The sequence below is a fragment of the Hufsiella ginkgonis genome, from assembly GCF_009834915.1.
In the GTDB taxonomy this organism is placed as follows: Bacteria; Bacteroidota; Bacteroidia; order Sphingobacteriales; family Sphingobacteriaceae; genus Hufsiella; species Hufsiella ginkgonis.
In genome coordinates this window covers 190,100-214,343 of the sequence record NZ_WVHS01000002.1, presented here as the reverse complement: position 1 = coordinate 214,343, position 24,244 = coordinate 190,100, and the positions used below count along the sequence as shown (strand labels likewise).

At 50.5% G+C, this 24,244-nt stretch carries 22 protein-coding genes; 4 read left to right on the top strand and 18 right to left on the bottom strand.

Annotated features, from left to right (window positions below):
- Positions 1 to 267 precede the first annotated feature (267 nt).
- Positions 268 to 1,251 (top strand): SDR family oxidoreductase, encoded by a 984-nt coding sequence (locus tag GS398_RS07720; protein ID WP_160906197.1) that lies wholly within the window; start codon positions 268 to 270, stop codon positions 1,249 to 1,251.
- Positions 1,252 to 1,257: 6 nt separating this feature from the next.
- Here the strand turns inward: GS398_RS07720 and GS398_RS07715 are convergent, their stop codons facing one another.
- From GS398_RS07715 to GS398_RS07695, 5 genes are all read right to left on the bottom strand, one after another.
- Positions 1,258 to 2,193: a 1-phosphofructokinase family hexose kinase gene (locus tag GS398_RS07715; RefSeq protein WP_160906196.1), complete on the bottom strand. Its 936-nt coding sequence runs from the start codon at positions 2,191 to 2,193 to the stop codon at positions 1,258 to 1,260.
- Positions 2,194 to 2,294: 101 nt separating this feature from the next.
- Positions 2,295 to 3,353 (bottom strand): class I fructose-bisphosphate aldolase, encoded by a 1,059-nt coding sequence (locus tag GS398_RS07710; RefSeq protein WP_160906195.1) that lies wholly within the window; start codon positions 3,351 to 3,353, stop codon positions 2,295 to 2,297.
- A 96-nt stretch (positions 3,354 to 3,449) separates the two neighbouring features.
- A complete protein-coding gene (locus GS398_RS07705; RefSeq protein WP_369410259.1) occupies positions 3,450 to 3,809 on the bottom strand; it encodes a DUF6607 family protein in 360 nt (119 codons plus the stop codon).
- A gap of 105 nt (positions 3,810 to 3,914) precedes the next feature.
- Positions 3,915 to 6,644, bottom strand: coding sequence for a DNA ligase D (gene ligD, locus GS398_RS07700; RefSeq protein WP_160906193.1), 2,730 nt, complete (start codon positions 6,642 to 6,644; stop codon positions 3,915 to 3,917).
- A gap of 179 nt (positions 6,645 to 6,823) precedes the next feature.
- The gene (locus tag GS398_RS07695; RefSeq protein WP_160906192.1) at positions 6,824 to 7,186 is read right to left on the bottom strand and encodes a hypothetical protein; all 363 of its coding nucleotides are present in this window, start codon (positions 7,184 to 7,186) and stop codon (positions 6,824 to 6,826) included.
- A 123-nt stretch (positions 7,187 to 7,309) separates the two neighbouring features.
- Between GS398_RS07695 and GS398_RS07690 the strand changes: the two genes are divergently transcribed.
- A complete protein-coding gene (locus tag GS398_RS07690) occupies positions 7,310 to 7,651 on the top strand; it encodes a hypothetical protein (RefSeq protein ID WP_160906191.1) in 342 nt (113 codons plus the stop codon).
- 47 nt (positions 7,652 to 7,698) lie between these two features.
- Here GS398_RS07690 and GS398_RS07685 read toward each other — a convergent pair whose 3' ends face one another.
- On the bottom strand, positions 7,699 to 9,042 hold the full coding sequence (locus GS398_RS07685; RefSeq protein WP_369410241.1) for a DEAD/DEAH box helicase: 1,344 nt from the start codon (positions 9,040 to 9,042) through the stop codon (positions 7,699 to 7,701).
- A 370-nt stretch (positions 9,043 to 9,412) separates the two neighbouring features.
- Here GS398_RS07685 and GS398_RS07680 point away from each other — a divergent pair, with 370 nt between their 5' ends.
- Positions 9,413 to 9,889 (top strand): hypothetical protein, encoded by a 477-nt coding sequence (locus GS398_RS07680; RefSeq protein WP_160906190.1) that lies wholly within the window; start codon positions 9,413 to 9,415, stop codon positions 9,887 to 9,889.
- 445 nt (positions 9,890 to 10,334) lie between these two features.
- Positions 10,335 to 10,694 (top strand): response regulator, encoded by a 360-nt coding sequence (locus GS398_RS07675; RefSeq protein ID WP_160906189.1) that lies wholly within the window; start codon positions 10,335 to 10,337, stop codon positions 10,692 to 10,694.
- A gap of 12 nt (positions 10,695 to 10,706) precedes the next feature.
- Here the strand turns inward: GS398_RS07675 and GS398_RS07670 are convergent, their stop codons facing one another.
- The 12 genes from GS398_RS07670 to GS398_RS07615 form a co-directional block, all read right to left on the bottom strand.
- The gene (locus tag GS398_RS07670) at positions 10,707 to 12,833 is read right to left on the bottom strand and encodes a xanthine dehydrogenase family protein molybdopterin-binding subunit (RefSeq protein WP_160906188.1); all 2,127 of its coding nucleotides are present in this window, start codon (positions 12,831 to 12,833) and stop codon (positions 10,707 to 10,709) included.
- A 2-nt stretch (positions 12,834 to 12,835) separates the two neighbouring features.
- Positions 12,836 to 13,834, bottom strand: a complete 999-nt coding sequence (locus tag GS398_RS07665) for an FAD binding domain-containing protein (RefSeq protein ID WP_160906187.1) — start codon at positions 13,832 to 13,834, stop codon at positions 12,836 to 12,838.
- Positions 13,835 to 13,855: 21 nt separating this feature from the next.
- A complete protein-coding gene (locus GS398_RS07660) occupies positions 13,856 to 14,635 on the bottom strand; it encodes a 2Fe-2S iron-sulfur cluster-binding protein (protein WP_160906186.1) in 780 nt (259 codons plus the stop codon).
- Between the two features lie 82 nt (positions 14,636 to 14,717).
- Positions 14,718 to 15,554, bottom strand: a complete 837-nt coding sequence (locus tag GS398_RS07655) for a DUF4249 family protein (RefSeq protein WP_160906185.1) — start codon at positions 15,552 to 15,554, stop codon at positions 14,718 to 14,720.
- Positions 15,555 to 18,104 carry a TonB-dependent receptor domain-containing protein gene (locus tag GS398_RS07650; protein WP_160906184.1) on the bottom strand — a complete coding sequence of 850 codons (2,550 nt, stop codon included), beginning with the start codon at positions 18,102 to 18,104 and terminating at the stop codon, positions 15,555 to 15,557.
- A 50-nt stretch (positions 18,105 to 18,154) separates the two neighbouring features.
- A complete protein-coding gene (locus GS398_RS07645) occupies positions 18,155 to 19,141 on the bottom strand; it encodes a FecR family protein (protein ID WP_160906183.1) in 987 nt (328 codons plus the stop codon).
- Between the two features lies 1 nt (position 19,142).
- Positions 19,143 to 19,709: an RNA polymerase sigma factor gene (locus GS398_RS07640; protein WP_160906182.1), complete on the bottom strand. Its 567-nt coding sequence runs from the start codon at positions 19,707 to 19,709 to the stop codon at positions 19,143 to 19,145.
- Between the two features lie 6 nt (positions 19,710 to 19,715).
- A complete protein-coding gene (locus GS398_RS07635; RefSeq protein WP_369410258.1) occupies positions 19,716 to 20,186 on the bottom strand; it encodes a CHRD domain-containing protein in 471 nt (156 codons plus the stop codon).
- A gap of 66 nt (positions 20,187 to 20,252) precedes the next feature.
- Positions 20,253 to 21,053, bottom strand: a complete 801-nt coding sequence (locus GS398_RS07630; protein WP_160906180.1) for a polysaccharide deacetylase family protein — start codon at positions 21,051 to 21,053, stop codon at positions 20,253 to 20,255.
- Positions 21,041 to 22,027: a glycosyltransferase family 2 protein gene (locus GS398_RS07625; RefSeq protein ID WP_160906179.1), complete on the bottom strand. Its 987-nt coding sequence runs from the start codon at positions 22,025 to 22,027 to the stop codon at positions 21,041 to 21,043. Before GS398_RS07625 ends, GS398_RS07630 begins: the two co-directional genes overlap by 13 nt.
- Complete coding sequence (locus GS398_RS07620) at positions 22,008 to 23,240, bottom strand: glycosyltransferase family 87 protein (RefSeq protein WP_160906178.1); 1,233 nt, start codon at positions 23,238 to 23,240, stop codon at positions 22,008 to 22,010. The genes GS398_RS07625 and GS398_RS07620 overlap by 20 nt, the downstream gene beginning before the upstream one ends.
- 138 nt (positions 23,241 to 23,378) lie before the next feature.
- Positions 23,379 to 24,242: a YitT family protein gene (locus GS398_RS07615; protein WP_160906177.1), complete on the bottom strand. Its 864-nt coding sequence runs from the start codon at positions 24,240 to 24,242 to the stop codon at positions 23,379 to 23,381.
- Positions 24,243 to 24,244 lie beyond the last annotated feature (2 nt).

Below are 24,244 nucleotides of genomic sequence, written 5' to 3'. Positions count from 1 at the left end.
TCTCTTTGTATTGTAGGATGTTATCATAGGTGAAAACGCTTGGCAGGTTACATAAAAAAACAAGATATCAGGTTATGCATCGCGTCTTATTAATCGCTCTTCAATTGTGCCATCAAGCCTTTTCGGCGAGCGGGCAAACAACAGGCAGTGCCGATACCGTCCGAACTTACCCGTCGGCGGCGGTGCTTGAAGATTTTAAGTACCTCACCACGATGATAGCAGCAAAATGATCAAAAACAATCCCAAGCGCAGGTAGTTGTCTTTTATATGAAAGATCCTTTTCCGTTGAAAGATAAGACCGTGGTGATCACCGGGGCATCAAGTGGTGTCGGACGGGCGGCTGCACTCGAATTTGCGGTTACCGGTGCCAGGCTCGTGCTCGCGGCACGGAACGAAGCCGCTTTAGGCGCCCTGATTGAAGAATGCGAAGCTGCCGGCGGCCACGCCATCGCGGTAGTGACCGATGTGACCGAGCCGGCGAATATGATCCGGCTGGCGGAGGCGGCTAACCGATACGGCGGCGCCATCGATGTATGGATAAACAATGCGGGCGTGCTGGCCGCGGGTGAGTTTGATAAAACCCCGGTAGAAATCCATACCCACGTAATAAAAACAAACTTGCTTGGTTACCTGTACGGGGCACATGCGGTGCTGCCCTATTTTAGGGACCAGCAAAAAGGCATTCTTATTAACAATATTTCCGTTGGCGGATACCTGCCCGTACCTTACGGCGTAGGCTATTCGGCAAGCAAGTTCGGGTTGCGCGGGTTCTCGCAGGCCCTTAAAGCAGAGCTTTCCCGCTTGCCGGGAATTGTGATCTGCGACCTGTACCCGGCTTTTCTCGATACCCCGGGGATCCAGCATGCCGCAAATTTCACGGGCAAGCAACTGAAACCTGCTCCCCCGGTGTATGATCCCCGGCGGGTAGCCCAGGCGATGGTTTCCCTGGCGAAGAACCCGCGATCCAATAAATCGGTGGGGAGCATTGCCGCGCTGCTGCGTATTTCTTATGGCTTGTTCCCGGTGCTAACCCGCAATATCACCCGCGCCGTTATCGGTCATTACCTTAAGCAGGCTGATCCCATCCCGGTTACCAGCGGCAATGTGTTCGACCCGCTAAAGTTCGGTACGAGTACGCATGGCGGATGGGGACTTCCGGGAAAGCCCCGGGCGCACAGGAAATACCTGGCCGGGGGACTGCTGCTTATCGCCGCTTTTTCGGGATTTGCCTTGTTAAAGAATAAACGTTGAGCGAGCCTAGCCACGGTCTGTGATGCGGCTGTATAGCCTGAGCGCATCGTTCGGGTGGAAAAGTTCGGTACCGGGGTTCATCGTCGCCGCAGATCCGCAAGCCACGCCCATTCTTACCGCTTGGGTAAGCGTACTGCCATTAGAAAGTGCATGGATCATCCCCGCAACCATGCTGTCGCCGGCGCCTACCGTGCTTTGCTTTTTTACTACGGGCGCCACCACATGCTTTGTTTCCAGGGCCGACACGAGGTATGCGCCCTGCGCCCCCATCGACACCACCACCACTTCGCATTTGCCTTTGCCTATCAATTCCCGGGCGGCGTCGTCTGCGCTGTCGTTATCGAGCTCCGCTTTTCCGAGGAGGTGGCTTAGTTCACCGAGATTGGGTTTGAGCAGGTAAACGCCCTCGTTAACCGCTTCTTCGAGGGCATCGCCAGACGTGTCGACCACAAAGCGGGCGTCAGCGGCTTTACAGATCCTGGCCAGTTTGGCAAAGAAGCCCGGGGTGATACCTGGAGGAACGCCGCCACTCGCGATTACGTACCCCGCACCGCGCGACAGTTCCTTTAACGTATGGAGGATCAGGTCTTCCTCCTGCGGAAACAGCTCAACGGCGGGCATTCCAAAGCGGAATTGCTGGTTGGTAGCCGATTCTACCACGATAAAGTTCTCCCGCGAGGGATTGCGGGTAGCGATACCGTGGTTCATCACGTCTTCGGCATCCAGCAATTGCTGCAGCAACTGACCGGGAACGCCTCCTGCGGGGTATAACGCAAAAGAAGGAGTCCCTAATTTTTTCAACGCCCTCGATACATTAATGCCGCCGCCACCCGGTTCGAATTTCGGGGGTGCGCAGCTCAGCTTCTGCTCGGGAATAAACTTATCTACTACAGTACTTTTATCGATGGTAGGACTGAGCGTGAGGGTAATGATATTCTTCATTGACAGGAACGGCTATTTATACAGGCGTTAGTTGCCTAACGGTTACTGGCCCACAAAATAGCGATAATATGATGTTCTTTATATGAAGATTTCTAACCGCCTCAGGCTATGGTTATTTCTTTCGACAGGTATACATCCTGTATGGCATTCAGCAGCGCCACGCCCTCTTTGAACGGGCGCTGGAAAGCACGGCGACCGAGAATAAGGCCTGAGCCACCCGCCCGCTTGTTGATCACTGCGTTCTTTACCGAGTCTGCCAGGTCGCTCTCCCCTTTGGATTCGCCGCCGGAATTGATCAGCGGGATACGTCCCATATAACAATTAGCCACCTGGTACCGGCAGAGGTCGATGGGATTATCCGCCGAAAGTTTGTCGTACATAGCCGGGTGACTTTTAGAAAAGTTTATGGCGGTAAACCCGCCGTTGCGGTCGGGCATCTTTTGTTTGATGATATCGGCACGCAGTGTAACGCCGAGGTGGTTGGCCTGGCCCGTAATGTCCGCGGCTGTTTCATAGTTGATGCCATCTTTGGTGAAACCGCCGTTGCGTGTATAGCACCAGAGGACGCAAGCCATACCCAGGGAGTGCGCCTCTTCAAACGCGTTGGCTACTTCTGTGATCTGTCTCGATGAACCCTCGGAGCCGAAATAGATGGTAGCCCCTATTGCCGCCGCGCCCAGGTTCCAGGCCTCCTTTACAGAGCCAAACAGGATCTGTTCATATTTAGCAGGATAGGTAAGCAGCTCGTTATGGTTGATCTTCACCAGGAACGGGATCTTGTGTGCATACTTCCGCGAAACCATCGCCAGGTTACCGAACGTGGTAGCAACGGCATTACATCCGCCTTCGATGGCCAGCCGGACAATATTTTCGGGATCGAAATACATCGGGTTTACGGCAAACGATGCACCGGCAGTGTGTTCTATATCCTGGTCGACCGGCAGAATAGAGACATACCCGGTGTCGCCCAATCGCCCATGACGATAAATGGAGGCCAGGTTTCGCAACACTTGTGCATTGCGGTTCGTTTGCACAAAGATGTCGTCGATTACGGCCGGCGACGGCTTATGCAGGCTTTCGCCGGGAAACGTGTGAGAAACGTGTTCAAAGAGCGATTCCTGGTCCTTGCCGAGAAGCGCGCGAATATCGTCGTAATTCATGCGGGGTTTTTAGGGTGTTGCTTCGCGCAATTATAACTAACGAGACCCGAATTAGTTTGAAGCTTACCGGTCAGCTTTTCTCCAGGTATTCGGCGATCACCTTACGTGTTTCTTCGCGGCTTTTATCTGCGTTACATTTTCCTTTACCGATTGATCGCCTAGGTCGAACAATTTTTCGAAGAGCACCTTCCCGTTCAAGTTGGATTTCAGGCTTACGGTTTCCTTCTGAGCGAATACATCATCCCACGCCCGGCGAACGGTAGCCCAGTATGACTGCTGTTCTTTCCACCAGGATTTTGCATAGGCGAATTCTTTTTCATCTGCTTTGGTGAATTCTTCGTAACCTTTTTCACGGGCAAGCAGTTTGTCCCCGGAAGCGGAGCGGACGATCTTCTGGTTATCCTGTTCAAACATCCAGCCTTTACCGGTAAGATAGATCCGGTTGAGATGCCGCAGGCATGTTGTTCCAGAACCCGGATATGCCGGCTATGCGTTGCTCCTCCCGCTAGCGTTGCTCAATGCTCACGGTGCGATGAACCAGGTACAAGTTTTGGACGCGATTCAGCCAAAAATCTCCTTTGCTTTGCGGGTTACTTTATCCAGCTCTATTCCTTTGCCCAATACTCCTTTAAAAAGATCGCCTTCTGCTTTAAGCCGGTCGGGCGTATTAAAGATCGTAAAATGCTTCATGGTAAGGCCCGGTTTTACTTCGTCCCAATGAAGCGGCATAGAGACCGTAGCACCCGGTTTGGGTCTCAGGGAGTACGGACCGGCGATGGTGGCGCCCGGGCGATTTTGCAGGAAATCGAGATACATTTTTCCGTTTCGTTTTGCGATCATGCGCTCCAGGCTGGTAAAATCAGGTATTTGCTGGTGCACGATATTCACTACCAGGCGCGCAAACAGCTGGGACTGATCATAGGAATACCTGGCACCCAAGGGGATGTAAACGTGCATGCCGGTAGAACCTGAAGTTTTGCAAAAACAAGGGACCTCAAGCGCGTCCAGCACCTTCTTTACCTCGAGTGCGGCGGAGATCACCTGGTCGAAGGTGTTCTTGTCGGGATCAAGATCGATCACGCAATAATCCGGGTTATCCGGCGACTGGATCCTGCTAAACCAGGGGTTCATTTCGATGCAGCCGAGGGATGCCATCCATAGCAAACTTGCTTCATCGGTACCTACCAGGTATTCTTTGTGTTCGCCGTCGCTGGTGGTGTAGGGGAATGTTTTCACCCAATCGGGCGCCTTCCCTTTTACGTCTTTCTGGTAAAAGCTCTTGCCATGGATGCCGCCCGGGAAACGGTTGAGCGATTGCGGCCGGTCATGTAAATACGGCAGAATATACTCGGCCACCTGGTAATAATAGTTAAACATATCCCGTTTACTTACCTTATCTTCAGGCCAGTATAATTTACTTAGGTGGGTAAACTTTATCTCCTGCCCGCAAATCTTGCGTACCTGCGTTTCATCTTTCGGGTTCAGTAATGTTTTGCGGCCCTTATTTTGGGGTGGGGTAATGGCGGTGGCATGCGTATCTGCCGGTTCCGGGGTTTCTTCCACCACAGCTTCCGTGGATGCTGCCGTTTCACGAACTACGTCTTTTGCTTTTTTGTCTTCGCGCATCCCCTGGAAGGAAGGATGCCTGAAAACACCATCGCTGGTCACTTCGCTAAAAGCCACTTCACATACCAGTTCCGGTTTCAGCCAGGTCGCTTTCGCCTTCGGCGGATTGGGGCGAAAACGCGAAGGCTTGTTTACGTCCGGGATCTGCCGGAAGGGACTCTCCTCCGTGATCAGCGGTGTAAACTGCTTCATCATGTCTTTTTGCAGGCTGTCTGAAAAGCCCGTGCCAACTTTGCCAACATATTGAAGCGCGCCATTTTCATACACACCCAGTAAGAGCGAGCTGAACTGTTTGGAAGTGTCTGCGTTCCTGGTAAAACCGGCGATCACGACCTCCTGCCGTTTGTGGACCTTGATCTTGAGCCATTCCCTGGAACGAAGGTCCGGGAAGTACGTGCTGCTCGCTTTCTTGGCGATGATCCCCTCCAGGCCCATCCGCTCTGCGGCATTAAAGAAATCGGTGCCGCTGGCATCGAACACTTTACTTACGCGGACACGGTCATCGCCGGTAGGCAGCACGTCTTTCAGGATGGCCTGTCGTGTATTTAACGGGAGGTCCATCAGGTTTTTGCCTTCGTACCAGAGGATATCAAATACATAATAAACCAGCTCGCCATCTGCTTCACTGCGCCAGTTCTGCAGGTGCCCGAAATTAGAGATGCCTTTTTCGTTCAGTACCAGGATCTCGCCATCTATCACGGCGTTGATGTCCCACTGCCCCAGCAGCTCATAAATAGGGTAGAATTTTTCATTGAAGCTTTTTTTATTCCGCGAAAGCAGTTCCACCGTACCTTTGTCGATAAATCCCAACGCGCGGTAACCGTCCCATTTTACTTCGTATACCCAATCCGGGTCGTCGAAAGGCTTGTCTACAAGGGTGGCCAGCATTGGTTTCAAGCCCGTTGGGAACTGTGATTCCGGCGCTTTTTTTAATACTGAAGCTACGTCGGTCGTTCCGGCTTCAACTTCATCAATATCGCCTTGTTCAACTGGTTCTGCTGCTTTTTTTTTCCTTGCCTGCTTCTTTACGACGGTCTTTTCTGATTTTTCAAGCTCCTGTTCATGCCCTTCTTTCCAAACCTTGTCGCTGGTTTTTTGCATCGTTTCAATGGTTTTTCCAGAAAGGATGGATTTATCGAGTTTAGTCACGTCTTTTTTCGAGGCGAAATCGTCGTCGTGTTTAATCAGCAACCACGCGTTCTCTCCCATTCCATGGGTTTTCACCAACGCAAACTCCCCTTCCAGCTTTTCGCCATGCAGCTTTATCTTTACGGAGCCTGATTTTAGCTGCTTCAGCAGATGCTTCTCCTGGGCTTTCTTGCCTTTTATTTCGTCGATGGGTTCGTAGCTGCCCTGGTCCCACACAATCACAGTTCCGCCGCCATATTCGCCTTCCGGGATAATGCCTTCAAAATTGCGGTAATCAAACGGGTGGTCCTCCACCATCATGGCGAGTCGTTTCGTTTTCGGATCGGTGGACGGGCCTTTGGGTACGGCCCAGCTTTTTAACACGCCATCCATTTCTAAACGAAAATCATAATGCAGGCGTGATGCATCGTGTTTCTGGATCACGAACAGCAACTTGTTCTTATCCTTACTTCTGCCTGCTTTGGGTTCGGCGGTTTTTGTAAAGTCGCGTTTGGCGACATATTTTTCCAGGGTCATGTTGTTCACAATAGGTTAATGAATAACTATGGAGCCCTAAAAAAGTTTAATCACCGAACGATGGATGTGGTTGAAATCCTCGTGTAACCGGCAAAACGCAGCGTCCTTCTACCCGGTGATGCACAAACAGGCTGTCTAAGCGGAGACAGTCTACCTGGATTGTTATGATGCAGTTGTAGTTATTTCTTTTGATTCTTCTTTTGCCTCATGATCTCCCTTACCACCGACCGGATAAATTGTCTTTCCGTATCATCAGGAGTGGTCGTTTTTTCGCCGCCGTTTACTTCATAAATAATATTGCCTTTGCCGTCACCTTCGGCAATAAGCGTTTTGCCGTTCTTATCATATTTCAGAAAACCATTCTCGGATATGGCGTCGATAAAATCTTCGTCCCTGCTAAAAACAACGTTACCCGCTGTTTCAATCTTGAGATGAACGGAGTCAGTTTGTACGGTCATCGTGCTATGCGGGCTCGCCTGCCGGCAGGCGACGATGCCGGTTAGTAATATGGCCATGGTCGATATCATTGTGATCTTTTTCATTTTATACTTGATTTACGATCAAAGATAAAGCTTTGCATGGTACTATACAATACATAGTACTGTAAAAATGTAAATATTTCTTAATTAAATACTTCATCATTAAAACATACCTTTACAGCAAGCATGGAAGAAAGAAAATATTTAGCTACCTGGAAAAAATATATCCCGGTCATCAGGTTACATCTTAAAAAAAGTATTAACGAATCCCAGGAATTCAAATTAAATTTTACGGATTTTGAATCGGCCGGCAACAGCGGACGATCGGGTTACACGTTTAATATGCTGATGGAAAACGGCAAGGTGGTAAACAATATCAGCGGTTCCGCGGTAGCGCGCGACTTATACGAAGCGTTAACTTCCGATGAAGTTAGCCGTGCATTTCTGCAGGATAGAAGTGTGAAGATGAGTGTTGGAAAATCATTCCTGCTCTCTATCAAAACCACGCATATTTCGAAATTTAAATAGCCAGGGCTTTGATCAACGGTCAGCGAAAAGCGTAAGGGCGGGAATATTCACCCGTGTTTACGCTTTTTGTTCATTTTAGCCTTCTGCCCTCCCCCATAGTTATAGTTTTTCGCGTTGCCGGCTTTCTTCTCATGGAAAGCTTCACCTATCGTGGATTCCGGCTGTTTTGGATTAGACTCACCCGTGCGTTTGGCTTTTCGTTCTTTTTCGATCAGCAGGTGTTCCGGAAGCCCGGCAACAGGGATTTTCTGCCCGGTGGCCTGTTCGATTTTGCGTACTACCGAAAGCTCGAGGTCGGTACCGAAGGTTAGCGCCATGGTCGCCGACTCCCGGCCGGGATTATGATCGGTCACCCGGGAAATATAAACCTGTTTATCATCCGGGAGTTCAAAATGGATGATGAACGGGATGCCGGTTACGCCGAAATTTTCCGAAGGATCGTTAACCACCACCAATACACGGGCCTGCGGCGATCGCATGAAGTCATCCAGGGAGGCAAAGCCCGGAAGCTCGTAGAACCAGGGATTTAAAATGGCGGCGGCTTGTTTGAGGCGCGTGTGAAGGCTTCTCAGGATCGTTTCGGCTGTTTGGCGCGTATTTACAAACACCACTGTTTTGGTAAACACTTCATCGTCCTGCAAAAAGAAGTTCAGCAGGTTTAGTTTTGTCCCGAAATTGGGCAGGATGTAAAGCAGCTGCGGGATCACATCCATAGTTTGTCCGTCGGTATCCTCCACTTCTACCAGGGCGGGCAGCTTCATAAACGGATCGAGCATTTTTTCGAGCCGGGCATGCATCACCTCTGTAAAAACCAGGTGCTGGCATTTAGTCATACTATTGGCAAGCTCGGCTACGGGCAGCTGCAGCCCTTGCTTCACAATAAGCTCAGCATCATCGATGACCAGCATCTCCATTTTATTAAGGTTGAGACCGAGTTTCAGGTAGATCGCACGGGCCCTGTCTGGCGTGGCCACTACGATATCGGCGCCGTCCGCCAGTGCGTTCATTTGCGCTTCTGTTCCCGGCGCGGGATACAGGCCTACCACCAGGAGCGATTTGTTCTTATTCAGGAGGTCGAAACGACTGATCACATCAAGCACCCGGTCCTTATCCGGCACCAGTATCAACACCTTGGGAACGCCTTCCGCTGCGTACCGGAAGCGATTCAACACCGCGAGGATATAAGCGGTAGTTTTACCGGAACCTTCCGGTCCAATGGCAATAATGTCTTGCCCGCCGCTAATACGGGGGATCGTTTTTAGCTGAATTTCCTTGGGATTGACATAACCTATATCAGTTAAGGATTGGATCAATCGTTTGTTCAGCTTTAGTTTTTCGGGCCAGGCCATAGGGTTCGTGTACGGATGAAGCTGCAAAAGTACGGTTTTCACAGCTGTTTTTCTTCGCTCTGCCTATCGTAATAAGTGGCCTCCCGAATGACCAGGACGCCGCTGATCATAAAGATGATACAAATGGGGACCGAATTTCCTTCCCCCGCCGGGGGAGAATAAACGGTGATCTTTTCATCTTATTTTAGAGTTAGACCTAAATTAACCACCAGCTACTAAGAACCAGGACTTTCCATGCGGGATGATGATGATGTTTAAAAGGATGCATCATTGAGTTACCACGAAAAATGTTTGCCGGTTTGAAATTGATCAATCATCTAAAAATTAATTCTAACCGGAAACAATTTTGAATATTAAACCTTTACAGTACATTTGTACACACACACACACACACACACAATAAATTAATTTCATGACTAAAGTAACAGAACAAGATGTAATTATGTTCCTAGAGGAAAAAGTTGCATCGATCCAGGTTGAGCTTTCAAAGGCTCAAAGTGCGTTGGATGCATTTAGAGGAACCGCTTTATCAGCACCCGGATCGGCGAAAATGGCCGTTAACTCTTCATTAAAGAACCAGGCTGCGGCTATTGAATTGGCTGCTTTGAAGCAGAAAAGAGGTCGTAAACCACGTGCATCGGTAAAGGCGGCGGTTGAAGCACCCACAGAGTATAATTCCAAACTTAAGTTCGATAAAAAGATCGCTTACGCATTGGCTAAAGCCGGCCCTTCTTTCAAGGAAGACGTTTTTAAAGTATTAAATGATCTCGAACCTGAAGTTGATCCTAAGAAGTTAGATAAAGACGTAACGGTGAAGCTTTCTTCAATGTTTAAAAAAGGCCTTGTTAAAGCGGAGCGCGAAGGCAGAAAATACAGGTATTCCCTGTAACAATTTCGTTAAACCACCAACTACAAAACCTGCCCCCGGGCGGGTTTTTTTGTGGATTAAGTACAAGCCGGGAAAAGTTCGCTTGTCTATCCGGATCTATCTTTGGACGCTAACCCTGCATTATGCCACTGGTAAGGCCGGCGCCGGCGGTTTTTCCGGATCGCGGGAGGCATCGCCTCGTATTTAATAACCCGATGCTGTTGTTTTCGCGGTTATATGCATCATTATCCTGTACGGATCTCTCTCACGGTGGCTGCACTATGATCCGGTAACTGCTGGCTGGCTGCCGCGATAAAACGGCATTGGCCCGCTTGGTGGGTACACGTTTATTATAACCTACCTGCTGGGGCCTGTATGACTACTGTTTTAAAAGCAGTCTCTACAATCAAAAATTAAAATTGTTTTCGTCTATCCGGGAAAATTGGATTTTTTTTTATCTTTAAGAATGAAAAAGAAACTGCTTATCGTCGAAAGAGACACGGATATATTACAGATCATTATGGATATTTTTCGTGATGCCGGGTACCAGGTAAGCGGTTATACCTCCGAGGAAGGGATCCTGGAAAAGATCTTCCGTGAAAGCCCGGACGCAATATTGCTGGATGTAGTTCGCCCGACTTTACAGGGAACCGCCCTTTGCCGGGCCATCAAGGCGACGGAAAAAACGAGGCATGTGCCGGTGATCGCGCTTTCAACACACCTGAGCTTCGCAGAGATTAAAAAGATCTGCGCTGACGAAGTACTGGCTAAGCCGTTCGATATCGATGAGCTTATCGAAACTATCGACAGGCAGGTAGAGCATTAGTACTTTATTGTTTTAGAGCAGCTTGTCTGGCGTAACGGGTAAATCGCGCACACGTTTGCCCGTTGCGTTAAAAATGGCGTTTACCACCGCTGCTGCAACGCCTACTATCCCTACCTCCCCGATTCCCTTTACACCGAGCGTATTGCTGAATTTTTCTTCCTCGTTGATAAAGATGGTCTCCATGGAACCGATGTCCAGGTTAGCCGGCACATGGTAATCTGCAAATGACCGCGTAATAAAATTCCCCCAGCGCGTGTCGATCACCGACTCTTCGGTGAGTGCCATGCCAATCCCCCATACATTTCCGCCAATGATCTGCGACCTCGCCGTTTTGGGGTTCAATATCTTCCCTGCACCTGTTACGGCGAGGAAACGCGCCACCTTAACCATGCCGGTTGACCTGTTTACCCATACTTCGGCAAAGTTCGCGTTAAAGCTATGCGATGAATATTGGTTTGCGCTTACGGGGGGCTTTGCATCGACGCGGGCCTCGTAACTATTGATGCGTTCAGAGATCATTAATTGTGCGGCTGTAGGCGCCACGAAGAATTGTTTACCCGACTTAACCACCAGTTCGTCTGTGATCTTACGGCAGGCATCATTTACGGCATTGGCAAAGCTTGCGGCACCAACGGATCCCACGGACCCGGCGGCGGGCGGAAGATCTGAATCGCCGATGCGGATGTGGATCTTATCGATAGGTAATCCCAGGCCATCAGCGGCGGTTTGTGCGAGGATGGTGTGGGTGCCCGTACCAAGGTCGGATGCTGCCAGTTCGATCGTCGCCCTTACGTCCGGTCCCTTCGCGGTAAGCCTGACAATTGCCGAGCTTTCCCGTTGCCTGGCGGGATAACTTCCGCAGGCAACGCCATAGCCTACCAGGTAGTCGCCCTGGATGGTTTTGCCTGGCACAGGATTGCGTTTCTCCCATCCAAAAGCCCGTGCGCCTTCTTTGAGACACTGTATGGTGGAGCGGGATGACCAGGGCTTTCCGTCAGACGGATCAACCGCCGGCTGGTTTTTAAGGCGAAGCTCGATCGGGTCCATATTAAGCTTAAAAGCGAGCTCGTCCATCGCCGATTCGAGCGCAAAGCTTCCGGTTGATTTCCCGGGGCCGCGTGTATAAGTGGGCAAGATGATATTGAGCGGCACCACCCGGTAAGTGATCAGCGAGTTCGGCACGTCGTACATTACCTTCGAGCAATCGCCGCAAGGTTCGAGGAACTCGCTGTTGATGGCGACATGGGTAGTAGTTTCGTGTGCCAGGGCGGTTAGCTTGCCGTCTTTGGTGGCAGCGATACCCAGCTTTTGAATGTTACGCTGCCGTAAGCCCACCGAATTGAACATTTGCTGCCGGCTAAGGGCGAGCTTTACCGGTCGGCTTACTACTTTTGCGGCCACCGCGGTAAGCACCAGGTTGGCCCACTGTCCGCCCTTGGAGCCAAAGCCGCCGCCGATATAAGGCGAAACGATCCGCACATTACCGGGTTTTAAGTTAAGCGTGGCAGCCGCGGCTGTTTGTGCGCCGTTCACAATTTGCGAGCCGTTATAAAGTGTAACATGGTCGCCCTCCCAAACGGCGATGGTAGAATGAGGCTCCAGCGGGTGATGATGCTCGATAGGTGTCTGGTAAATTTCTTCAACTTTAACTTCAGCATTGCGAAGGGCTGCCGCTGTGTCGCCCCGTTTCACATCGGCCATGCCGCGGTCTTTCGGCGGCACAGCGCGATCAGCCAGTTTTGCGAAATCTACTTTTGCATCGGTTTGCCGGTATGACACTTTTACCAGGCGTGCGGCGTAACGGGCTTGTTCGAAAGTTTCGGCCACTACCATGCCGATGTGCTGGCCGTGGAATTCGATTTCAGGTCCCTGTAACAGTGCACCGCCTCTCAAGCCGCCTTTTACATTTAATTTCGGCGCGTTCAGGTGGGTAATTACCGATAGTACGCCCGGGACCTTTTCGGCCTCTGACGTATCGATCGAGGTGATGCTGCCTGCGGCGATGGTACTCTTAAACAGCACCGCATAGGCTATGTTCTTTACCGGGTAGTCGGTGGCATAGGATGCCTTACCTGTTACTTTCAGTATCCCATCGATGCGATCGACGGGCATACCGGTGAGTTTCTTTGCTTGTTGCATGTTTATTTATTCATAGCCATTTGCAGAGACCGTACTATCGCACGTTTTCCCAACTCTACTTTAAACAGGTTGTGCCCCAACGGTTTGGCCGATTTCATTTCTTCTGCAGCGGCAAGTAGAAAATTAGCTTCTGTAGCCTCCTTACCGGCAAGCAGCCGTTCTGCCGCAAAAGCCCGCCATGGTTTATGGGCTACGCCTCCCAGGGCAATTCTTGCGTTTACGATCCGGGAGCCGCTTAATTCCAACGCCGCTGCCACAGAAACCAGCGCGAAAGCGTAGGAAGCCCGGTCGCGTACTTTGAGATAATAGGAATTGCCAGCGAAATTATCCGGCGGGAGCTCGATCGCGGTGACCATTTCGCCGTGGGCCAGGTTAGTATCACGCTCCGGTGTGTTGCCCGGGAGGCGATGAAAATCGGTAAACGCGATGCTTCGCTCCTGCCCGGCCGTTCCGCGTACTTTTACGGTAGCGCCCAGTGCGGCGAGTGCCACCGACATGTCTGACGGGTAAACCGCTACACAATGTTCCGACCATCCGAAAATGGCATGCATCCGGTTGATTCCTTCCAGTGCTCCGCAACCCGATCCCGGCTGACGTTTATTACAGGGCATCGCCACATCGTAAAAATAAGGGCAGCGCGTTCGTTGCAGGAGGTTGCCGCCGTTGGTCGCCATGTTGCGGATCTGTGCGGAAGCGCCCGCGAGGATCGCCTGTGCGAGCAGCGGGTATTTCTGCCTGATAAGCGGGTGATTGGCGGTGTCGGCGTTTTTTCCCACCGCACCTATCGAAACGCCGCCGCTGTGATTCCCGGTAAGGATCGTGCTAACCTTCGTTATCCCGAGCCTCGATATGTCGATCAGTTCGTTGGGACGCTCCACGTCTTCTTTCATGAGGTCGAGCAGGTTAGTGCCGCCACCGATAAACCTCGCGTGCTCATTTTTGGCAAGCAAAGCGATCGCGGAAGCGGCGTCAGTTACCGGGGTGAATTTAAAGGGTCTCATACACGTTTCTTTAGGTGTTTATCATGCAGTTAACCAGCTCTGCGGCACCGGCTTGCCGCTATGTACTTCCCGGATAGCCGCAACAATATTAGGGTACGCGCCGCACCGGCAGATGTTGCCCGACATGCGTTCCCGGATCTCTTCGTCGCTGAGCGTAAGCGGCCGCGGCGTTTTTCTCAAGTCGGGGGTCAAATAGCTGGCATCGCCGTTCCTTGCTTCCGCCATCAGCGCTACCGCCGAGCAGATTTGCCCGGGGGTACAAAAACCGCATTGAAATCCGTCATGTTTTAAGAATGCCGCCTGCATCGGATGAAGTGTATTTCCGGTCGCAACCCCCTCGATGGTAGTAACCGACCTTCCTTCGCAGGTGGCTGCCAGAGTAAGGCACGACAATACGCGGTGCCCGTCTACCATCACCGTACATGCGCCGCATTGCCCGTGGTCGCATCCTTTTTTTGAACCGGTAAGCTCAAGTCGCTCCCGCAAGGTATCAAGCAGCGTCATGCGCGAGTCGACCGTCAGCTTCCTGGTCATTCCGTTCACCTTGAAAACAACGTTTACTCCGTTTTCGACCGCTGCCGGGGTTAGTTCGGGGGGCGGAGCAGCCAGCGAACGGGCAAGTACCTGTTCAGTACCCAGTAAGTGGCTTGCCAGTAATCCGCCGCCGGCGATGGTCATCAGTTTCAGGAAATGGCGTCGGGTAAAACCGGCATCGAGGATCTCCTCCAGCTCTTCGGGCATCAGGTCCTCGAAGAGTTTTCGTTCATCGTCCGTAAGGTCTTCGTATTGGTTATCGTCCATGTAGATCCGGGCAATAGAACGCCCGCCTGCCGTTATCGAAACAATGCAAATGCCCGTAAAGTTTGAGGCGGGATAAAATCTCTTAGTTGGCGAGCTCGCTTGCGCGGTAACGCCGTATGTCGACGTCGGTGACGTAAAAGAACCCGAGCGCCCCGGCTGAAAGATTTCCCTTTACTTCGGCGGGCACGCCGGAAAAAAGCCCTTTCCAATCCGTTTCCTGGAATACCGTATACAGGTATTGCGAATAGGCATCAGACATGGAGAATTTGTAGATCGAGACAAAATCATTGGGCTGCAGCTCTACTATACGCAGCTGGTTAATGAGCGGGTAAACCGAGTTGGGAGATCCCTGGATATGCGTATAATTAAAATAACCGGCATTCTCGAATCGGGCCGGGTTCCAGGCGGGGATTTCGGGATAGGAAATGAGCCATTTACAGGAATTCAGGAAACCGAAAGTATGTTTAGGGATCGTGAGCTTTATGGTGCCGTTGGCTTGTTTTATGCAGCCCAGGGGGAGAAAGTCATCAATGATATTCACCACCTGCCTGAGGGTATCGGTTGCCGTATATGACTTGTCTTTGTAAGTGATGTTCAGCTTGTATGCTTTATTGTAGTTGGTGTTGTTTTGTATCGTACCGGAATAAACACCCGGCGTAGCGGTTTCTCTGAAAACTACGTTTGCTCCCCCGTCAGTTACCGTAACCCTCGCCCCGACAGCCGGCACTACGGTTCCATCGGCAGAAAAAGACGGTTCGGATAACCGGATGTATTGTATCTTATAGAAAGTGTTGATGCCGCCTTCCACCACGATGCCATAGGTTTTCCCGGGCGCGCCGAAAGTAATATCGCCGTTGCCCTGCTTCTCACACGCAGGGAAAAGCATTACTACCAGGAATAAACACAGCAGGTTCCTCATTTAGAGCTTAAAATTATAGGCCACCCAGGGCACGATCCCACTAGTCCTTTCAAAACGTGCCGAACCTTCGCCGGGTTGGCTGATGCGGTAAAAAAGCGGGTTTTTCTTGTTATAGGCATTATATACTCCGAACGATACTTCGTGATTAAATGTTTGCTTCTGCCTGGCAGGATCGCTCAGCCTGAACTGTGCCGAGAGATCGAGCCGGTGAAAAAGCGGGAAACGCGACCGGTTACGTCCCTCGAACAACGGCACATTTAACCCGTCCTGTACGAAGTAACCCACCGGGAGCGTCACCACACGCCCGGAAGTGAGGTTGAAAAACGCGCTGGCCGACCACCTTTTCGGCGCCAGGTAGGTTTGACTGAGCTTAAAGTCATGCGGCACATCATAACTGGCCCTGAAACGCAGGCCGTCGTTGATATCGGTGATCTTTCTGAAAACCCTTGAATAGTTATAGCTGGCCTCGATAAGGTAGCCTGACGTTATTTTCGACACACTGATCTCGGCGCCATAAGCCTGCGACGTACCCGTTCTCAATTGGTCGCGGATCAACGGATTTTTGATGATCTGGGTATGGTTGAGCAAGTCGGCCTGGTTGTAGAATTTCTTATAGTAGACGTTCAGGAGCGCTTTGTTCCCGCCGGGTAAATAATCGTATCCCAGCGACCAGTAATCGGCCCGCTGCGGTTTTGTTTTTGCGGAAGCGGGAAGCCAGCTTTCCAGCGACGAAAACGTGAGCTCGCTGTTCTGGATAAGCTGCAGGTATTGGTAATTGCGGTTGTAGGCGGCGTGCAACCGTTGGTCTGCTGCTACCGACCACGCAAGATATATCCGCGGCTCCAGGCCGTAATAGGTTTTATGCTCGCGTACTTTTAACGCGTTCCCGTCGGTATCGAATACATCGGTGCGGTCCTCGGCGTTTGCAAACTGGCCTGCGCGTAAGCCGTATTTTGCCTGCAACTTTTTCCGGATCCATAATTGGTGCGAGAAGTACAGCGCAGTTTCCCAGGCACGGTTCCTTGGAATATTAAACGTAGACGGAAAGGCGGTCGACGCTTCTCCCGGCACCACGCGGTGAAGCGTAGTGATTCCGCCGAATTTCACTTCGCTCGAAACACTTTTGTAAAAGGTGAAATCGCCTTTCAGGCTCAGGTCTTCAATGCCTGTTTTCCACACGTACTTCTCGGAAAGGGTATCTGCATTAACGTCCAGGTTGTTTTCGTAGTGACTAAAGATCGCCGAAAGGTTTAAGAATGTCCTCGATCCGAATTTATGGTTCCACCGAAAGGTAGACGTGATGTTCCCCCAATTGTTGTTGTAGGAGTTTTTAGAGAAGAGCCGGTCGTTACCCAGGTAAAACGAATAAAAGACCTTGTTCGAGTTATTTAACTGGTAGTTGGCTTTTGCATTGAGGTCGTAGTAATTTGAGTTGGGAATGATCACCCTCGAATCTGCATTAAAAATGTCGGTGAGGCTCCGGCGACCGGTAATTATAAACGAACCTTTTTCGCGCCTGACAGGCCCCTCCGCTGCCAGGTGCATCGAAAGCAGGTTGGCACCGCCTTTTACATGAAACTCCTTGTTGTTGCCATCGGCCATCCGTACGTCGATCACGGATGATAATCTCCCCCCGTAATTTGAGGGGATGTGGTCGTCAAAGACCTGGATCTTCTTGATGGCGTCGCTGTTAAACACCGACACGAGCCCATACAGATGTGAGGGATTGTATACCATCGCTTCGTCGAGCGTGATGAGGTTCTGATCGCTGTTGCCGCCCTTAATGAAAAGTCCGCCACTGCCTTCGGTGATCGCTTTCACGCCGTTTTGCATCTGGATCGCTTTTACCAAATCCACCTCCCCGTCGTAATATGGGAGGAATTTCATTTTTTCGACAGGAAGGCTTCCAACGGCAGAAAGCAGGTAGGCCGAATCGGCGGTCCCCAGCCCAACGGGGACATCACTGAGGCTGTAAACGCGTGCCGACAGGCGAAAATCAATAACGATGTTCTTTTGCAGGGAGATCTTTTGGCTCTCACCCGAAAAGCCGAGGCTGGATACCGACAGCCGGTAGCTGGCTTCCGGCAAAGTGAGCGAATAAAAACCGTATTGGTTAGAAACTACGCCTGTTTGCAGATCGGGCAGGTAAATGGTAGCGCCAATGAGCGGCTCCCCGGAGTACCGGTCAAGTACATGCCCGTTAATGGTAAAGGCTTTGGGTTTATTTGAACTGATCACCACGGCATTGTTTATCACGTGGTAATTTAAGCCGGTGCCGGACAGTAACTCGTCGAGTACGGCAGCTAATGGTCGTTTATCAAACTTAAGCGTGATCAGCTTGCCGGCGGGCACGATCTGCGGATCGTAAGCAAAATCGCCTTTTACAAGATTTTGAAGCTTTACCAACGCGGCGGGAAGCGGTTCATTTTGTAAGGCAAGGGAGATCGGCTGATCCAAAACAGCCGGCGCCTGGGCCGAAACGGTAACGGAAAGGAGAAAGAGCAAATAAAACGCCAGGGAACGAATAACGATCCTAAACCTTAAAGTCATACCAGACACATGTGTGTTATTGTTGTGCCCGGCAATTTATTAATTTGTCGTTACTTATCGGCTAACAAAAATTGGGCGCCGTTCTTCTCAACTTTAAGGTCAAGGGTTTGAGCGATCACCTGGATGGCGCTGTCGGCATCGGCATAATTAAGCTTAGCGTGGAGAATGCGGTCTTTTAACGACGGCTGCGCAAGTATCACCTTGCATCCGTATACTTTCCCGAGCAGGCTGGCTACATCGGTTAACCGGGTATTGTTAAAGGTAAGCTTTTTATCCACCCATGCCTTAAAGTTTACATTGCTGTTCACAGATTTGCTCACTGCGCCCGAACCTGTTTTATAAAGACCGTGCATACCTGCCGGCAAGATCACTTCCGCATGCGCCTTGCCGCCCTCGATCTTTACTACGCCCGAACTTACCACCACGTTAATGTCATCGGCCGACCGGGCGACATTAAAACTGGTACCCAGGTCTGTTATATGCACTTCATCCATTTCTACTACGAACCTGTTCTTGTCGTTATGTACTACGTCAAAAAACGCTTCGCCTTTTTGCAGTGATACGGTCCTGTGGCCTGCATATTTATGTTTGTTGAAAGCAATGGTCGTATTCCCGTTCAGGTGTATGGAGGAACCATCAGGCAGGAGGATCGACCGTTGTTCGTTCATTGCCGTGCTGAAAGTTTCGGGCGCCTGGTAGACCTGGTAATAGATCCCGGCAGCGGCTATCGCCACTATTGCCGCCGCATAACGCACCATGTTTCCCGATCGCGGAGTACGCAAAACCACCTCCGGTTCGCTATCGTCCAGTTTTTTGCTGAGCACGCTCCAGGAGCCGCTTGCATCCAGGTTCTTCCTGATGTTCAGGTCCTCGAGCCCTTTGCTCAGGTCGCAGAACCCCTGGTATATTTTCATCTTCTCGGGCGAAGAAGCGAGCCATTGCGCTAATTCTTTCTTCCCCTCTTCGGTCAGCGTGCCGTCAAACTGATCTATGATCAATCCAAAGGCATACTCATCGTTCTTTTCGGTGTTTTCCATATTAATCAATGTTCATGGATAAGCGTATCTTATTAAAACCGTAGGTCAGGTGGTTCTTTACCGTTTTAACCGATATCCCTAGCTGGTCTGCTATTTCTTGTTGTTTCAACTTTCCAAAACGGCTCAGCATCATTACTTTCCTGCATTGAGGCGGCAGTCCTTCAAGCGCAGTATCTAATTTTTCATACCATTCTTCCGTGTCTTCCGTGTCGGCAGGCTGCTGCCGGGCGTCTGTTTCCAGTCGGGTATACTCTTCCAGCTTAACTTCGGTCAACTTATCTTTTTTCAGCTTATTAAGCGCAGCATTGGCCACGCTGCGAACCAGGTATCCTTTTAATGATATTTCAATCTCTATTTCACGTGCTTTATCCCAGATTCTAATAAATATATCATGTACGATCTCTTCGGCCGATTCATGATTCAACATGTATTTGTAAGCTACCATATACAACATCTTATAATATTGTTTATAGATCTTTTCAAACACCTGCCGGTTCCGGCGCCGGATTTCGGCGATCAGTAACTGATCGTTTGCTCCCGCACCGTTATCCGCTGATCCCCTGTTCACCGGCCGCTATTTGCTTAGCTTTACCGTAACCATTCCACGGATCTCGCTGGGTTTATAGTTGCTGGTTTCTACCGAAATATACCAGATACCCTTCAGGAGATCTCTTTCTTCGAGCGACGTCAGCTTCTTTTGCCCCGTGATCGGCGATTTATAGGCATGCCCCGCATTCTTCGCGAACTCGGAAACCCATACCCCTACCGCACCTTTTGCACCTTTGTCGATACGCACCGAAAGCGGCTCCGGTACGCTAAACTCGAGCGAATAAACAAGCAGCTTGGTGACCTCCGAATAGGTGCCCTTCAGTACACCGGTAGCCTGCGAGTCGGTGCCGGCTTGTTTGTTGTCAAGCCGCGACGTAATCGTATAGCTCCTCAGCGGTGCTTTCACCTTCGGCCCTGCCTCTTCTATTTTGGAGCAGGAAAGGCAGCAAAGCAATGCAAGGAAAACGGAATAAATTCTGAGCGTAATTTTTACCACGTGCAAACCGTCCTACCATCGATTTTATCAGGATAGACGAAGCGACAAATATAAATAAAAACCCGATCATAATTTCCGGATCGCTTTAGCGACGGTTTTTTTATCTGCCAGGAACCCCCTGATCGTATCGAACTTAAGCCCTTTGGTTTTCAGGTGATCGATTAAATGCTCCATCCGGGAAGTCATTTTATCGCCTGAATTCTTATGTACAAACCCCGGCATGTTTAATTTTTCGATCGCCAGGTCGGTAAATTCCCAGGGATGAAAGTACAGGTTCAGGTAGCCGTCGTTGCGATACGTGCGGTGGCAAAGGAACCGGTACAACCACATGGGGAAGTTATGGAACGACAACCAGAACAACGGGATCCGCATCAGGGGGCTCACTGAAGCCGGTAACTGGAGGATGCCCTGGTACCGGAACAGTTTTCGCGGCTTGTTCCAGTTGTTGTACCTGCCTGGAATCCAGGTAGGGTTGAGCGAACTGTTGTAATGATAACCGGCCATGGCGATCTCGAGCTCATCTATGGGCATCATCCGCGCCATGCGATATCCTGTAACCGGCTGCCCGGTGATGGATTCGAGCACTACGCGCGATTCGGCCAGGTCCTTTATATCGAAGCTGGAGTGATAGTACCCATGCGAGGCCACCTCGTGCCCGCGATCGATCATCTCGCGGATAAGCTCTTTCGCGTTCAGTGCAAAGGTGGCCGTGCAAAAGAACGTAGCCTTTACCTGCTGCCGGTCGAGCAGATCGAGAATAGACCGTGTTCCCGCTACCGAAATACTGATCTGTTCGCCGAATGGCAGGTGCCTGCCGTACTCCGCCGGCATGTCAAACTCCTCGATATCGAAACTTAATAAGACCATTGCGATTTTGATGGCGCCAGGCTGGTGCTCCTGACAATATAATTGGGACGCTGCTTGGTTTGCAGGAATACCTTGCCGATATAGATGCCGATAATGCCCATGATGATCAGCTGCAGACCGCCAATGAATACGATCGTCATCATCAGGGACGCCCAGCCTGAAATCACATGCCCGTTAAAATAGCTATAAAGCACATATGGAACATAAAGCGCGGAGATACCGGAGAACGAAAACCCAATATACACGGCGGTATACAGCGGCCTGATGCTAAAAGAAGTAATGCCCTGGAGGGCGAACTTCACCATCTTTTTAAAGGAATACTTGCTTTTGCCGGAAAAGCGCGCATCGGGAATATAATCGATCGGGTACTGTGAAAATCCGACCCACTTGATCACACCGCGCATAAACGGATCTGTTTCCTGGAACTTCATTAGCACTTCTACCACCTTACGGTCGATAAGCCTGAAATCGGCCGTGCCAGGCTCCAGCTTCACTTCCGAAACGGTATTAAGCAGGTAGTAGAAAGAATTAGAGGTTACCCGTTTAAATTTCGATCCTGAAGTACTGGCATCTTTCCTCCGGGAATACACGATATCATACCCTTCTTCCCACTTTTTAATAAACGTAGGCAGTAATTCCGGCGGATGCTGCAGGTCGCCATCCATGGTGATCACGCAGTCGCCGCTGGCATAGTCAAGCCCGGCCTTTAGCGCGTTCTGGTGACCGAAATTCCGGCTTAACCGGATGTGATTGATGCGCGGATCGAGCTCGTGCAGGCTTTCGAGCAGATCCTGCGAATTATCGGAGCTCCCGTCGTTTATAAAAACAAGCTCGAAATTATACCCGCTTGGTTCCAGGATCGATACCAGTCGTTGTGTCAGCTTGGTGATATTGCCGGCTTCGTTAAAGCCGGGAATAACCACGGAGATCAGTTTCTTTTCCCAGGAACCGGAACTAGCGTGATTGTCCTTCATATATTTTATTGGATTTGAGAGTGTTAACAAACTGGAAATACCGGGGAGTGAACCGGAAACATACTTGTCCCCTGATCAGTTGCGCGCTGATGGCCAACCATACCAGCAGGCAGGGTAATGCTTTTAGGGCATACGGCCGCATGATCTGCGCACGAAAATGATAGGTGGATAGGTCTGAATAGAAGAGACTGCCGAAATACATCACCACGAGGAAAAACGCCCACTGCCATTTATCCCAGGACCGCTTGAGGGTGACGAACCAAATCCCGATGCCCGCAAACGCAACGATATAGGTGGCATGTTCGGAACCCGTGCTGAAAAGAACGGTAAACAACAATACCGAGCTGAGCATCATAAGCCTGAACGGACGGTTGCTCAGCCTGTCGACCCGTAAATAGGGCAGCGAAAAGAGGAACATCCCTGCCAGCAGGACCGGAAGTGTGGGAATTTCACCGTTACCGGAGATCTTGCGTATCATACCCATCACAGAAATGTCCTGGTAAGGATTGGTGATGGCCTCGTTCTGCAGGTTCTTAAATACCAGGCTATGGTACCAGTCGTTATAAGATTGCACTACGAACGAAGGCGAAAAAATGGCCATCGGCGCCACGAACAACGCAGCGCCCCAGAAAATGAGCGATTGGACGAGCACTTTTTTATTGTCGGAGAAAAAGAAAAATGCCAGCCCTACGATCCCGTATAACTTGATATAAAAACCGGCAACGATAAACAGCGCCGCCCAAAAATCTTTCTTGTTTTCAATGCAGATCCAGGTGAGCATGATCATGGCCGCTACCGCCGAATTCGTTTGAAATTCCAGCAGGCTGATATGCAGTTCCTGAGAACAAATGACCATGAGGAAGAGCTTCTCTTTTACACGGATGGGAAGCTTGTTCACCGCCGCAAAAAAGATCAGCACCATGCATACCTGCCAGGCATACATGTCGATGCCCTTTGGCAGCAGCGCAAACGGCGCGATAACCAGGCTGAACAGCGGACCGTAGTGATTGGAATCGTAATAGTTCGCCGGGTAAAGGTCGTACAGGTTCTGCCCGTTTAAAGCATGGAAATAGGTGTACTTAAAGATCAGGAAATTGTTGATGGCATCATGGCTGATCCGGCCACGGGTAACCAGCAATGCCATTACGATCCATAACAGCAGTACTGCGTATTTAAGCCGGGGATACTTTTCGGGGAGTTCGCTTAACTTCATTTCTAAACCAAAATCACCTTAATGACAACCAGTATCAGAAATAGTCCTATAAGTTTTTTATTTTTTTTTAAACAAAAATTACCCACGCTTGTAACGGGAGCGGCCAACGGGGTGATTTACCGGATAACATGATGCCTGTCAGTGCTTTAGCGGCCTTTTCTTAATCATACCTCCTTTGGTGTCCTTGATGCTGCTCATCACCACGAAAGCATTGGGATCGATCTTGAGTATCTCTGTATTGAGGCGATTCAGCTCCAGCCTGGTCACCACGGTATAAACGATCTCGATGTCCATGGATTCGCCTGTTTTGCCAAAGCCGCGTTTTCCGTTGTAAACGGTTACGCCGCGCCCGATGGTATCGATGATCATTTGCCGCACCCGGTCGCTATGAACGGAAACGATGGTCACGCCCGTATATTCTTCTACGCCTTCGATCACGAAATCGAGGGTTTTAGAGGCTGCCAGGTACGTTACCATCGAATATAACGCGATCTCTATGGTTAAGAAATAGGCCGCCGCCGAAAAGATCAATACATTGATCACGATGATCACATCGCCCATGGTAGTGCCAAACTTGCGGCTTAAAAAGATCGCCAGTACCTCGGTGCCGTCAATTACCGCTCCTCCCCTCACCGAAAGCCCGATGCCTGCGCCAAGAAAGAAGCCGCCAAACAGGGCGACCAGTAAATTGTCTTTGGTAACATCCGGGAAGTGTACCAGCGCCACCACCAGCGCCAAACCACAGATGGCCAGCGCCGTTTTTATGGCAAACGACTTGCCGATGATGTTGTACCCCAGGATGATGAACGGAATATTTACCAGCACCAGGAGCACATATAGCGGCACACCGGTGAGCTCAGAGATAAGGAGCGAAATACCCGTAGCCCCGCCGTCGATGAAATGGTTGGTAAGCAGGAAACCTTTAAAACCAAAGGCAGCGGAGAAAATGCCCAGCGTAATTAATGCGAAATCTTTGACGTGACGGAGGAGGACAGGATGCATAT

Excerpts from the sequence above, each read along its gene's own strand:
- GS398_RS07620 (WP_160906178.1), bottom strand. The coding sequence starts at position 23,240 with ATGAAGTTAAGCGAACTCCCCGAAAAGTATCCCCGGCTTAAATACGCA.
- GS398_RS07660 (WP_160906186.1), bottom strand. The coding sequence starts at position 14,635 with ATGGACGATAACCAATACGAAGACCTTACGGACGATGAACGAAAACTC.
- GS398_RS07675 (WP_160906189.1), top strand. The coding sequence starts at position 10,335 with ATGAAAAAGAAACTGCTTATCGTCGAAAGAGACACGGATATATTACAG.
- GS398_RS07670 (WP_160906188.1), bottom strand. The coding sequence starts at position 12,833 with ATGCAACAAGCAAAGAAACTCACCGGTATGCCCGTCGATCGCATCGAT.
- GS398_RS07645 (WP_160906183.1), bottom strand. The coding sequence starts at position 19,141 with ATGGAAAACACCGAAAAGAACGATGAGTATGCCTTTGGATTGATCATA.
- GS398_RS07695 (WP_160906192.1), bottom strand. The coding sequence starts at position 7,186 with ATGAAAAAGATCACAATGATATCGACCATGGCCATATTACTAACCGGC.
- GS398_RS07680 (WP_160906190.1), top strand. The coding sequence starts at position 9,413 with ATGACTAAAGTAACAGAACAAGATGTAATTATGTTCCTAGAGGAAAAA.
- GS398_RS07690 (WP_160906191.1), top strand. The coding sequence starts at position 7,310 with ATGGAAGAAAGAAAATATTTAGCTACCTGGAAAAAATATATCCCGGTC.
- GS398_RS07630 (WP_160906180.1), bottom strand. The coding sequence starts at position 21,053 with ATGGTCTTATTAAGTTTCGATATCGAGGAGTTTGACATGCCGGCGGAG.
- GS398_RS07710 (WP_160906195.1), bottom strand. The coding sequence starts at position 3,353 with ATGAATTACGACGATATTCGCGCGCTTCTCGGCAAGGACCAGGAATCG.
- GS398_RS07655 (WP_160906185.1), bottom strand. The coding sequence starts at position 15,554 with ATGAGGAACCTGCTGTGTTTATTCCTGGTAGTAATGCTTTTCCCTGCG.
- GS398_RS07615 (WP_160906177.1), bottom strand. The coding sequence starts at position 24,242 with ATGCATCCTGTCCTCCTCCGTCACGTCAAAGATTTCGCATTAATTACG.
- GS398_RS07715 (WP_160906196.1), bottom strand. The coding sequence starts at position 2,193 with ATGAAGAATATCATTACCCTCACGCTCAGTCCTACCATCGATAAAAGT.
- GS398_RS07650 (WP_160906184.1), bottom strand. The coding sequence starts at position 18,104 with ATGACTTTAAGGTTTAGGATCGTTATTCGTTCCCTGGCGTTTTATTTG.
- GS398_RS07625 (WP_160906179.1), bottom strand. The coding sequence starts at position 22,027 with ATGAAGGACAATCACGCTAGTTCCGGTTCCTGGGAAAAGAAACTGATC.
- GS398_RS07665 (WP_160906187.1), bottom strand. The coding sequence starts at position 13,834 with ATGAGACCCTTTAAATTCACCCCGGTAACTGACGCCGCTTCCGCGATC.
- GS398_RS07720 (WP_160906197.1), top strand. The coding sequence starts at position 268 with ATGAAAGATCCTTTTCCGTTGAAAGATAAGACCGTGGTGATCACCGGG.
- ligD (WP_160906193.1), bottom strand. The coding sequence starts at position 6,644 with ATGACCCTGGAAAAATATGTCGCCAAACGCGACTTTACAAAAACCGCC.